Source organism: Massilia solisilvae (assembly GCF_024753215.1).
GTDB lineage: Bacteria > Pseudomonadota > Gammaproteobacteria > Burkholderiales > Burkholderiaceae_D > Telluria > Telluria solisilvae.
On the sequence record NZ_JANUGV010000001.1, the window covers coordinates 691,459 to 704,217 of the forward strand.

7 protein-coding genes are annotated in these 12,759 nt (G+C 67.0%); 3 read left to right on the top strand and 4 right to left on the bottom strand.

What is annotated here, in order from left to right; translation table 11 throughout:
* Positions 1-57: 57 nt before the first annotated feature.
* Entirely contained in the window at positions 58-993 is a 936-nt protein-coding gene (locus NX773_RS03070; RefSeq protein ID WP_258854906.1) for a hypothetical protein, read from the bottom strand.
* Positions 993-3,653 carry a DNA mismatch repair protein MutS gene (gene mutS, locus NX773_RS03075; RefSeq protein WP_258854907.1) on the bottom strand — a complete coding sequence of 887 codons (2,661 nt, stop codon included), beginning with the start codon at positions 3,651-3,653 and terminating at the stop codon, positions 993-995. The genes NX773_RS03070 and mutS overlap by 1 nt, the downstream gene beginning before the upstream one ends.
* Before the next feature lie 256 nt (positions 3,654-3,909).
* On the opposite strand from mutS, the gene NX773_RS03080 reads away from it, so the two are divergent.
* The gene (locus tag NX773_RS03080; RefSeq protein ID WP_258854908.1) at positions 3,910-4,560 is read left to right on the top strand and encodes a PEP-CTERM sorting domain-containing protein; all 651 of its coding nucleotides are present in this window, start codon (positions 3,910-3,912) and stop codon (positions 4,558-4,560) included.
* Positions 4,561-4,754: 194 nt separating this feature from the next.
* Here the strand turns inward: NX773_RS03080 and cphA are convergent, their stop codons facing one another.
* Complete coding sequence (gene cphA, locus NX773_RS03085; protein ID WP_258854909.1) at positions 4,755-7,325, bottom strand: cyanophycin synthetase; 2,571 nt, start codon at positions 7,323-7,325, stop codon at positions 4,755-4,757.
* Between the two features lie 86 nt (positions 7,326-7,411).
* Positions 7,412-9,583, bottom strand: a complete 2,172-nt coding sequence (locus NX773_RS03090; protein WP_258854910.1) for a cyanophycin synthetase — start codon at positions 9,581-9,583, stop codon at positions 7,412-7,414.
* A gap of 308 nt (positions 9,584-9,891) precedes the next feature.
* Here NX773_RS03090 and NX773_RS03095 point away from each other — a divergent pair, with 308 nt between their 5' ends.
* Positions 9,892-12,177, top strand: coding sequence for a cyanophycin metabolism-associated ABC transporter (locus NX773_RS03095; protein WP_258854911.1), 2,286 nt, complete (start codon positions 9,892-9,894; stop codon positions 12,175-12,177).
* Between the two features lie 6 nt (positions 12,178-12,183).
* Positions 12,184-12,651: a cyanophycin metabolism-associated DUF1854 family protein gene (locus NX773_RS03100; RefSeq protein ID WP_258854912.1), complete on the top strand. Its 468-nt coding sequence runs from the start codon at positions 12,184-12,186 to the stop codon at positions 12,649-12,651.
* Positions 12,652-12,759 lie beyond the last annotated feature (108 nt).

Here is a 12,759-nt window from a genome sequence, read left to right on the forward strand (position 1 = left end):
ACACGCTGGCTGAACGTGTGGGCGGGAGACCCGCCCACCCTACGGACAATCGCCAGCTTAGTCGGCCGCGTCCTTGACGGCGAACTTCGGTTCCCCATTGGTTTGCACGCGCACCTCCAGCGCGCCCGGCCCCACCGACAGGTGCCCCACATTCCCGCGCCACTCGATGCCGGGCTTTGCCCCTTTCGGCAGCCCCGCACTATCGACCAGCAGCACCTTGCCCGCAAATTTCTGCGCCAGCGCCAGCACCTGCCGGCGAGGCTCGGCGAAGCCGTCATGCCCCGCCGGCGCGCGCCGAAGCAGCGCGCGCAGCCCGGTCGGCTCCGAGAACGGCTTCAGGTCGCCTTCCGAGAACAGCACGATCGCCTCGACCTTGTCGCTCCTGGCGATCGCGAACAGGCGATTGAGCCAGAACCGGTTGGCCACCAGCCTGTCCTCGTACTCGCTGTTGCGCCCGGCCGCGGGCAGGTAGTGATTGTTGTTGGAGGGAAGGTTGATCGTGGCGTACAGCACCTTGCCCACCTCCCAGTGCGCGTTCTCGGCATAGCTGCGAAAGCGCGGGCTCATCGACTGGCGCGTGAGCGCGATCTTCTTTTCTCCCAGCGACTGCTGCTCGGCGTAGAACAGCTCGCGCAGGCGCGCCAGGCGCTCGATCGCGTTCGAGCGGCCCGCCGAGTTCTTGCACTCGGTCCAGTCGCTGGCCGCGGGCAGCACCACCATCGGCCGCCGCGCGTTGTCGATGAGCTCGCGCCGCTGCTGGTACAGCTTGTCCACGCAGCCTTCCTGCACGCCCTTGATCCCGGCCACCACCACGAACGCGAGCGACTTCTCGCTGGTTTCCGCGATCGCCGCCTTCAGGTGTTCTTCGCCGCCGGAGATGAAGCTGTGCCCGATCACCGCAAAGCGCTGCCCGTCGTCGCGCTTGGGCGCGGCGCTGGCGGACAGCGTCAGCAGCGCGCAGGACAGCAGCAGGGACCGGGACAACAGTTGCATCAGGCGGCCAGGCGTTTCAGTTCGTAGAGCCGTTCCAGCGCCTCGCGTGGGGTCAGCGCGTCGGGATCGATCGCGTCCAGCGCCTCGCGCACGGCGTCGGCTGCGGGCGCGGCGGCCGCCGCCTCGTCCTCGGGCTCCACGCACGGCGGCGGAGCAAACAGGTCCATCTGCGAGGCGCCATCCACCGCCTGCGCCTCCAGCCGCGCCAGGTGACGGCGCGCGGCGCGGATCACGCCCGGCGGCACGCCCGCCAGCTGCGCCACCTGCAGGCCGTAGCTCTGCGAGGCGGGCCCGTCCTGCACCGCATGCAGGAACACGATGCTGTCCTTGTGCTCGACCGCCGACAGGTGCACGTTGACCGCGCTCGGGTGGGCTTCCGGCAGCTGGGTGAGCTCGAAGTAGTGGGTGGCGAACAGCGTGAAGCTGCGGCTGGTCTCGATCAGGTGGCGCGCGATCGCCCACGCCAGCGCCAGGCCGTCGAAGGTCGAGGTGCCGCGGCCGACTTCGTCCATCAGCACCAGCGAGCGGTCGGTAGCGCCGTTGAGGATGGCGGCCGATTCGGTCATCTCCACCATGAAGGTCGAACGGCCGTTGGCCAGGTCGTCGGAGGCGCCGATGCGGGTGAAAATGCGGTCGATCGGGCCGATGGTGGCGCTGGCGGCCGGCACAAAGCTGCCCACGTAGGCCAAGAGCGTGATCAGCGCGACCTGGCGCATGAAGGTTGATTTACCGCCCATGTTGGGGCCGGTGATGAGCAAGAGCCGCTTGTCGTCCGTCAGCCGGCACGAGTTGGCGATGAAGCGCTCGATCTGGTTCTCGACCACCGGGTGGCGGCCTTCGACGATGTCCAGGCACGGCTCCTCCACGAGCGCCGGCGCGCACCAGTTGCTGCGCACGGCGTGCGTGGCCAGCGCGGCCAGCGTGTCGATTTGCGCCAGCCCGCGCGCGATCGACTGCAGCTGGCCGATGAACGGGGCCAGGTCGGCCAGCAACTGGTCGTACAGCAGCTTCTCGCGCGCCAGCGCCTTGTCCTGTGCCGACAGGGCCTTGTCCTCGAACGCCTTCAGTTCGGGCGTGATGTAGCGCTCGGCGTTCTTGAGCGTCTGGCGGCGGCGGTAGTCCTCGGGCACCTTGTCGGCCTGGCCGTTGGTGACCTCGATGTAAAAGCCGTGCACCTTGTTGTACTCGACGCGCAGATTGGCGATGCCGGTACGGGCGCGTTCGCGCGATTCCAGGTCCACCAGGAACTGGCCGGCGTTCTCGGACAGGGCGCGCAGCTCGTCCAGCTCGGCGTCAAAGCCGCGCGCGAACACGCCGCCGTCGCGCACCATGGCCGCCGGCTCCTCGGCGATCGCGCGCGCCAGCAGGTCCAGGCAGGCATCCGGCGTGGCCAGCGCGGCGTGGATGTCGTGCAGCAGGCAGGTGTCGCCCGGGATGAAGCACTGCGCCACCTGTGCGCGCAGCGCCGGCAACTGCTTCAGGCCGTCGCGCAGGCTGGCCAGGTCGCGCGGGCGCGCCGACAGCAGCGCCACGCGGGTGGTGATGCGCTCGATGTCCGGCACCTGCGACAGCGTCGCCAGCAGGCTGCCGGCGGCGTCGCGCTCGATCAGCGCCTGCAGCGCCTGGTGGCGCGAGTGTGCCACCGCCTGGTCGCGCTTTGCGTGGTGCAGCCAGTGGCGCAGCAGGCGCGAGCCCATCGCGGTGCGGCAGTGGTCCAGCAGCGAAAACAGCGTGGGCGACTCCTGCCCGCGGATCGTCTCGGTCAGTTCCAGGTTGCGGCGCGTGGCCGCGTCCAGCCCGATGAATTCGTTCTCGCTTTCGACCGCCAGGCTCTTCACGTGCTGCAGCCCGCGGCCCTGCGTCGATTGGGCGTAGCGCAGCAGTGCGCCGGCCGCCCCGAACGCCGCGCCCAGGCCGTCGGCGCCATAGCCCGAGAGGGTGGCCACCGCCAGCTGGTCGAGCAGCGCCTTGTGGCCCTTGACCACGTCGAAGTGCCACTCCGGCACGTGCTGGGTGTGCCCGATCGGGCTGTCCGCGAACAGGTCGCTGTCATCGTCGGCGCGCAGCACCTCGGCCGGCGCAATGCGCTCGAGCTCCTGCGCCAGGCGTACGCCCACCGTGCGCGCGTCGCCGGAGAATTCCATCAGCTTGAGCGCGCCCGACGCCAGCGACAGCCAGGCCAGGCCGCAGGTGGACACCTTGCGCTGGGTGAGCGTGCACACCGCCAGCAGCGGGCGCTCCGCTTTTTCGGGCAACAGGTCGGCATCGGTCAGGGTGCCGGGCGTGACCACCCGCACCACCTTGCGCTCCACCGGGCCTTTGCTGGTGGCCGGGTCGCCGATCTGCTCGCAGATCGCGCACGACTCTCCCATGCGCACCAGCTTGGCCAGGTAGGGGTCGAGCGAGTGGAAGGGCACGCCGGCCATCTTGATCGGCACGCCGTTCGACGAACCGCGCGCAGTGAGCGTGATGCCGAGGATGCGCGCCGCCTTCTCGGCGTCGTCGAAGAACAGCTCGTAGAAGTCGCCCATGCGGTAGAACACCAGCATTGTCGGATAGTTCGCTTTTATCCGAAGATATTGGGCCATCATGGGCGTATGTTTTTCCGTCGCGCTGCTCTTTGCCGCGGCGGCGTTGATCTCGTTCGGGACAGTGGTCATTTCTCGTTGTGTAGTACGGCAGAGCAGGTTGCAAGCCAAGGGCGCCATTTTACCGCGATCGGTCCTGCTCGCCAGAGGGCCGAGCTTGCCGGTTTCACGTTTTCCTTGTCGAATTTTTTTACATGCGGTGGCAAAAAAGCTGCGACCACTTGGCTAAGTTATTGATATTGCTGGGTTTCAAATTTTTGGCACGGTTCCTGCTAAGTGTCAGGCGCTTAACCCAACAGTGGACCACCCAGAAAAAAGGACAACAACAATGAAAACCAAGGTATTGAAATCAGTGATTGCCAGCGTGCTGGTGGCAGCCGGGGCGCACGCCCAGGCGACGGTGGTGGCATCCAATTCGGATGGCGCGATCTTCGACGGCTCTTCGGGTAACCGCACGCTCACGGTCACCTCGCATGGGACGATCCAGGACCTGAACCTGACGGTCGATTTCGCCAAATGCGACAACAACGGCGCCGACGGGCCGCTGCTGGACGCGAACAACAATTGCATCGGGCGCGGCAATTCGTTCGACAGCGAGATCGTGTTTTCGCTCACGGGCCCGAACGGCCAGCCGGTCAGTCTCGTTCAAAAGAACACGTTCAGCAACGGCAACACCCCGGGCCTGGGCCGCATTCAGCTGACCTTCGACGATGAGGCATCGACGGCCGCTGGCGGCAAGATGCGCGCGGGCTCCTACGCGCCGGTGCAGGCGCCTTCCGTGTTCGATGGTCTGGACATGTTCGGCAACTGGACGCTGTTCGTGCAGGATACGCGCAGGGGCGATCCGCTCCAGTATTTTGGCGCCTGGCTCGACATCACGAGCGGCACTGTCGCGGAAGTGCCGGAGCCGGCCACGGTGGCGATCGTGGGACTTGGCCTGATCGGCATGGGCGCGCTGCGCCGCCGCCGGCAGGTTTGATGGGACGTTGTTCGGTCGGCGTCAGCGCCGGCTGGCATCGGGGGAGGCAGGGGCCCGCGCGAGCGGGCCTCTGCCTTTTAAACCGCCGTCGTTCCCGCGCAGGCGGGAACCCATGCTCCGCGTATTGTCACGCGGCCTATGGGTCCCCGCCTTCGCGGGGATGACGTTGGTAAATTCGCTTGCCTGGCTGCGGGTCAGCCTTCGGCCACGCGCCTGGCGATGTGCGCCAGCGCCTCGTCCACCTGGTCGATCAGGATCAGCGCCAGGTCGCCGTCGGACAGGCGCGAGAGCGCGCGGTCGATGGCGACGAATTCGCCGTTGATCTCCTCCACATGGCTGGTGCGGGTGGCGCCGGCCAGGCCCTCGCGCAGCAGCGCGATCACCTCGCCGTCGGCGCGGCCGCGCTGGCACTGGTCCTGGTACAGCAGCACGTCGTCGAACGCGGCGCCCAGGATGCGGGTCTGGTCGCGGATGTCCTCGTCGCGGCGGTCGCCCGCGCCGCTGATCAAGACCAGCCGGCGCTTGGCCGGCATGGCCTCGACCGCGTTCACCAGCGCCTGCATCGCGTCCGGGTTGTGGCCGTAGTCGGCGATCACGGTCGCGCCGCGATAGTCGAACACGTTAAAGCGCCCCGGCGCGTTGTTGCTCTCGCCCTTGAAGGTCGCAAGGCCGATGCGGATCGCGTCCCACGGCACGTTCACCGCCCAGGCGGCGGCCACCGCGGCCATCACGTTCTCGACCTGGAAGCCGATCACGCCGCCACGGGTGAGCGGCACGTCCGCAAGCGCCAGGCGCTGTTCGAACTTGCCCTGCGCCGCGACCAGCATGCCGTCCTCGACGAACACCACGCGCTTGCCTTTGGCGCGGTGCATCGACAGCGGCGGGTGCGTGCCGTCCAGCGCAAAGAAGGTGACGTCGCCGCGGGTCTTCTCGGCCATGCTGGCCACCATCGGGTCGGCAGCGTTGAGCACGGCCATGCCGCCCGGCGCCACGTTCATCACGATCACGCGCTTGAGCACCTTCAGGTCCTCCAGCGTGGTGATGTAGTTCAGGCCCAGGTGGTCGCCCGCGCCGATGTTGGTCACCACCGCCACCTGGCAGCGGTCGAAGGCCAGGCCCTCGCGCAGCATGCCGCCGCGCGCGGTCTCGAACACGGCAGCGTCCACGTCCGGGTGCAGCAGCACGTTGCGCGCGCTGCGCGGACCGCTGCAGTCGCCGCTGTCGATGCGGCGCCCCTCGATGTACACACCGTCGGTGTTGGTCATGCCGGTGCGCAGGCCCGAGGCGCCGAGCAGGTGCGCGATCAGGCGCACGGTCGTGGTCTTGCCGTTGGTGCCGGTCACCGCCACCACCGGGATGCGCCCGTCGTCGCCGTCCTTGAACATGGTCGAGATGATCGCCTCGCCCACCGCGCGGCCCTTGCCGAACGAGGGCGAGATGTGCATGCGCAGGCCCGGCGCGGCGTTCACCTCGACGATGCCACCGCCTTGTTCCTCGATGGGCTTGAGCACGCTGTCGCAGACCAGGTCCACGCCGCAGATGTCCAGGCCCACCATGTTGGCCGCGGCGATCGCGCGGGCCGCCACTTCCGGATGCACGTCGTCGGTCACGTCGGTGGCGGCGCCGCCGGTGGACAGGTTGGCGTTGTTACGCAGCCGTACGCGCTCGCCCTTGGGCGGCACCGAGTCGGCGTTGTAGCCTTGCTTGGCCAGGCTGGCCAGCGCGATGTCGTCGAAGCGGATCTTGGTCAGCGAGGTTGCGTGGCCGCTGCCGCGGCGGGGGTCCTTGTTGACGATCTCGACCAGTTCGCGCACCGTGTGCTCGCCATCGCCCACCACCGAGGGCGGGTCGCGCCGCGCGGCCGCCACCAGCTTGTCGCCTACCACCAGCAGGCGGAAGTCGTGGCCCGGCAGGTAGCGCTCGACCATGATCTCGTCGCGGAATTCGCTCGCGGTGTGAAAGCCGGCGGTGAGCTGCTCGCGCGTGGTCACGTTGACCGTCACGCCCTTGCCCTGGTTGCCGTCCTTCGGCTTGATCACCACCGGCAGGCCGATCTCCAGCGCGGCGGCCCAGGCGTCGTCCGGGTCGCTCACGGTGCGGCCCAGCGGCACCGGCACGCCGGCCGCATGCAGCAGCTTCTTGGTCAGTTCCTTGTCCTGCGCGATCGACTCGGCGATCGCGCCGGTGCAGTCCATCTCGGCGGCCTGGATGCGGCGCTGGCGGCTGCCCCAGCCGAACATCACCAGGCTGCCTTCGGTCAGGCGGCGGTACGGGATGCCGCGCGCCACCGCGGCCTGCACGATCGAGCCGGTGGACGGGCCCAGGCGCACATCCTCGTCCAGTTCGCGCAGCTGCGCGAGCGCCGCTTCCAGGTCGAAGGGGGTGTCGTCGCGCGCCGCTTCGCACAGCTTTTGCGCAAGGTCCAGCGCCAGGCGGCCGACTTCCTCTTCGGTGTACTCGACCACCACCTGGTACACGCCCGGCTCGATGGTGGCCGTGGTGCGGCTGAAGGTCACCGGGCAGCCGGCCTGCGCCTGCAGGTCGAGCGCGGCAAGTTCCAGCACCTGTGCCATCGGCACCTTCTTGTCCTGGCCGGTCGGCGCGAGCTGGCTGACGTGGGGGAAGCGCGTGCGCAGGCGGGTCTCGAAGCCGGGCAGGGCGGCGATGGATTCCTCGTCGGGCGTGCACTTGACGATGGCTTCCACCGAGGTATGGTGGCTCCAGAGGTTGGGACCCCGCAGGGCCCGTACGCGTGATACTTCCATAAACCTTCAATCCTTTGTGTGGTCCGCGCGCGTTGCGATGGCGCGGCAGCGGCGGCCCTGCTGTGCGGGCCGCTTCGTATTTTTTGTCAGTTGGTCTTTTTCGGGCTGGCGTCGAACGTGCGCAGTCCGGCGCAGATCAGGTCGGACGGCACCTCCAGCGCCCAGGCCGCGGCGGCCGCGGCCAGCAGGCTTTCCGGGTATTTGGCGGTGACCGGCTTGATCTTGGCCAGCTCCAGCAGCGGCGTTTCGTGCGGGCCCTCGGCCAGCATCATGCGGCCGTCGCGCACGAACGCGATGCGTTCGCCGCTGGCGCGGTGGCGCGCCATCACGTCGTTGTGTTCGTCGAGCGCGTAGAAGATCACGCGGCCGTCGCACAGGTCTGCCAGTTTCACCACCTCGGGGGCGGCGGCGTTGAGCACGGCGGTGCCCTCGGGCAGGATCACGTCGACCTGGCTGCGCACCACGTTGGCCAGCGCCGCCTGGTCGCTGATGTAAAGCTCGGACAGGTCTTCGCTCTGCATGTCCGTGACCACGCCCACCATGCATTTATCGTAGGGCAGGCCCTCGGCCAGGATGGTGGCCGCGTTCGATTCGAACACGGCGGCCTGCACGGTGCGGTTGATCAGCAGGCGCTGGCCGGCCTCGAAGCCCATGCTGTCGCCGGCGGTGACTTCGCGCTGGTCCAGGTACAGGCCTTCGCCGTTGGCCACGCCCACGTGCTTGCCGGTCAGGTGCACCAGGCAGCCGACGATGCGCGAGATCAGGCTCGTGCCCAGCGTGCCGGTCACGCCCACCACCGGGATGCGGCCGGTCTCGCCCTGTGCGAACAGGTGCGCGATGATCGCCTCGCCGACGTTGCGCGGCGTGCCGCTCGCGGGCTTGATGTGGGCCAGCAGGCCCGGGCTCGAATTGACTTCGATGATCGCGCCGCGCTGCTCTTGCAGCGGTCGCGAGATGTCTTCGCACACCATGTCGATGCCGGCAATGTCCAGGCCGACGATGCGCGCGGCCAGCGCGGCGGCGTAGGCCACCTCCGGGTGCACGATGTCGGTGACGTCGTCCGCCACGTTGCCGTTCAACTGGATCAGCACCTTCTGGCCGTCCTGCGGCACCGATTCCGGGCTCAACCCCTGGCGCTTCAGGTCCAGCATGATCTCTTCGCTCTCGTGCGGCACCACCGGGTTGAGCGGGAATTCCTCGGTCGGTCCGCGGCGCGGGTCGGTGTTGATCTGGCTGTCGCACAGCGCGATGATGTTCGACTTGCCGTCGCCGGTGACGAACAGCGATTCACCGCGCGCCGCCGCCACCACCTGCGAGCCGACCACCAGCAGGCGGTGCTCGTTGCCCGGAATGTAGCGTTCCACCAGCACCGAGCGGCTGTCGCCTTCCTTCGATGCGATCTCGTAGGCCGCCGCTACGTCGGCCTGGGTCATCAGGTTCAGCGATACGCCGCGCCCGTGGTTGCCGTCGATCGGCTTGACCGCGACCGGCAGGCCGATGTCCTGCGCTTCTTCCCACGCCTCGTCGGCGCTTTTCACCACCGCGCCTTCCGGCACCGGCACGCCGCACGAGGCCAGCAGGCTCTTGGTCAGGTCCTTGTCGCTGGCAATGCCCTCGGCGATGGCGCCGGTGCGGTCGGTTTCAGCGGTCCAGATGCGGCGCTGCGCCGCGCCGTGGCCAAGCTGCACCAGGTTGCCATCGGTGAGGCGGATGTACGGGATCTTGCGGTCGATGGCCGCATCCACGATATGGCCGGTGGACGGGCCCAGGCAGCGGCGGTCCACCAGGTCGGTCAGGCGCTCGACGGTGCCCTTCATGTCGAACGGCTCGTCGTTGATCGCCGCCAGCAGCAGTTCGCGCCCCGCTTCCAGCGCCGCGCGGCCCACGCCTTCCTCGCGCGTGCGGAAGGCCATCTTATAAATACCGGGCTCGCCCACCGAGCGGGTCTTGCCGAAACCGGTTTTCATGCCGGCCATGTTCTGCAACTCGAGGACGATGTGCTCGAGGATGTGGCCGGCCCAGGTGCCTTCCTGCAGCCGCTCCAGGAAGCCGCCGCGCGTGCCCACGCCACAACGGTGCTCGATGAGCCCGGGCAGCCAGGTGGTCAGTCGTTCATTCAGGCCGGGGAGGGTGTTCGAAGGGAAGTCTTCCAGTTCGCCGATGTCGAGCCAGGCTTCGATGACAGGGCGGTAAGTCCAGATGTTCGGGCCGCGCAGGTGGGTCACACGGAGAATCTTGATGTCTTTCTTCTTTGTCATGTAAAAATGTCTTCGCGGGCGGCTGCGCTTCGCGCCACCCGGCTTTGCCTATGTTTGCCTGCCTGTCCGCTACCCCACCGGGTACCGACTTTCCGTTGCGTTCTTTGTTGTATATACTCGCCGGCACGAGAGCTTACCGTGCCGCACCAATTTCTGCCAGTCTCGTTCCCTCCGATAGAATACCGTAGATTGCTCCGGCGCCCGTATCGCGCATGCTGCAGACAACGTTTTTCGGATCTGCTGAGCGTGTCGCCGTTTTGGCTTTCATTCGTACAAATCTAGTGCCTGGCAAACGGGCAGCATCGATAATGACAACTCAACAACTAGTTCCCTCTTCGTCACTGGCTGCAGCTGCCAGCTCCCTGCCGGATCACTGGCAGGCCGACGTCGGAAAGAGACTTGCTCCGGGGGAAAACGTTTTAAGTAGCGTTGAGGTTGACCTCGATGCCCGACTCCATTTCACAAAAGGGCTGCTGGTCGTCACGCAGCACCGCCTGATGGCCCGTTCGCCTGGCGAAACCGAGTGGCGCGACTGGCCCTACCGCAAGGGACTGCAACTGCGTCACTACGACCACGCCGGCATCGGCCACCTGGAGCTGGTCGACGAAAACGCGTTGCTGGCCGCATGGCGCTTCACGCTCGGGCAGAACCTGCAGGCGATCCGCGTGGCGGACCAGTTCCGCGACCAGGCCGAGAGCGTGGTGACGGGCGTGCCGGTGCTGCCACCCGAGCAACACATCTGCCCGACCTGCAAGGCGCCGCTCGACCCGGACGAGGACGAATGCCCGATCTGCACCAAGGTGCTGCACACGCCGCCGTCCACCTGGACCCTGCTGCGACTGTGGCGCTTCGCCCAGCCCTACCAGGGCCAGCTGGCGATCGGCTTTTTGCTGATGCTGGCCTCGACCGGCGCCCACATGATCCCGCCGTACCTGACCATGCCGCTGATGGACAAGGTGCTGATCCCGTACCAGAACGGCCAGAAGATCGACAATTCGCTGGTCTATCTGTACATGGGCGGCCTGTTTGCGTCGGCCATGCTGGCGTGGGCGCTGGGCTGGGGCAAGACCTATGTACTGGCGCTGGTCTCCGAACGCATGGGCGCGGACATGCGCACCGCCACCTACGAACACCTGCTGCGCCTGTCGCTGGAATTCTTTGGCGGGAAGCGCACCGGCGACCTGATGAGCCGCATCGGCAGCGGCTCCGACCGCATCTGCGTGTTCCTCTCGCTGCACCTGCTCGACTTCCTGTCCGACGTCCTCATGATCATCATGACGGGCGTGATCCTGTTCTCGATTAACGCAAAGCTGGCCTTGATCACGCTGGTGCCGCTGCCGTTCATCGCGTGGATGATCCACGTGGTGCGCGACAAGCTGCGCACCGGCTTCGAGAAGATCGACCGCGTGTGGGGCGAAGTGACCAACGTGCTGGCCGATACCATTCCCGGCATCCGCGTGGTGAAGGCCTTCGCGCAGGAGAAGCGCGAGGCGATGCGCTTCAAGGAAGCGAACAAGCACAACCTGGCCGTCAACGACAAGCTCAACAAGGTGTGGTCGCTGTTCTCGCCGACCGTGTCGCTGCTGACCGAACTGGGCCTGCTCATCATCTGGTGCTTCGGCATCTGGCAGGTGTCGCAAGGCGAGATCACGGTCGGTACCCTGTCGGCCTTCATTGCGTATTCCGGGCGATTCTACGTGCGCCTGGATTCCATGAGCCGCATCGTGTCGGTGACGCAGAAATCGGCGTCGGCGGCCAAGCGCATCTTCGACATCCTCGACCACGTGTCCAGCGTGCCCGACCCCGCCAACCCGGTCAAGCTGGACAAAGTGCAGGGCCATATCGAGCTGCGCGAAGTGGGCTTCCGTTACGGCACGCGCGCGGTCAACCGCGGCATCTCGCTGAACATCAAGGCCGGCGAAATGGTGGGCCTGGTCGGCCACAGCGGCTCGGGCAAATCGACGCTGGTGAACCTGATCTGCCGCTTCTACGATGTGGCCGAGGGCGCGATCCTGCTGGACGGGAAGGACATCCGCTCGTTCGCGGTGTCGGACTACCGGCGCCACATTGGCCTGGTGCTGCAGGAGCCGTTCCTGTTCTTCGGCACGATCGCCGAGAACATCGCCTACGGCAAGCCGGACGCGACCCGTGAAGAGATCATCGCCGCCGCGCGCGCCGCGCACGCGCACGAGTTCATCCTGCGCCTGCCGCAGGGCTACGACTCGATGGTGGGCGAGCGCGGGCAAGGGCTGTCCGGCGGCGAGCGCCAGCGCATTTCGATCGCGCGCGCGCTGCTCATCAACCCGCCGATCCTGATCCTGGACGAGGCCACGTCGTCGGTGGACTCGGAGACCGAAAAGGAAATCCAGAAGGCGCTCGACAACCTGGTGCAGGGCCGTACCACCATCGCGATTGCGCACCGCCTCTCGACCCTGCAGCGCGCCGACCGGCTGGTGGTGCTCGACCGCGGGCATGTGGTGGAAGAGGGCACCCACGACGAACTCATGTCGATCGACGATGGCGCCTACCGCCGCTTGTACGAAGCGCAGGCGCGCAACGTGGACCACGACCCGGACGATGGAAAGAAGGAATAAACAAGCATGAACCCATCATTCCAACTGCGCCGCGACAGTTTCGGCAAACTGGTGCTGACCACGCTGGACGGCGAAGAGATCGTTGGCGTGGCGCCGGTGCGCTCGTTCCCGATTCAGTCACCGTCCAAGGGCATCTCGCTGGTGCGTGACGGCGGCAAGGAAGTGGCGTGGATCGACGACCTGGCCGAGATGCCGGACGATATCCGCAAGCTCGTCTCCGAGGAGCTGGAGGGGCGCGAGTTCATGCCCGAGATCCTGCGCATCAAGTCCGTGTCGAGCTTCGCCACGCCTTGCACCTGGTACGTGGCGACCGACCGCGGCGACACCGAATTCGTGCTGAAGGCGGACGAGGACATCCGCCGCATCGGCGAAGCGTCGCTGCTGGTGGCGGACAGTCATGGCATCAATTTCCTCGTGCGCGACATGTACCGCATCGACAAGCAAAGCCGGAAGATCCTCGACCGCTTCCTTTGATGGGACCAGAGAGGCCAGCTTTCGCCACGGGCCCGGTATCACTGACCCGAGTAGGGTGGGCAGGTTTCCTGCCCACGCGTTCAGTCCACGAGTGCGGACCAGCGCGTT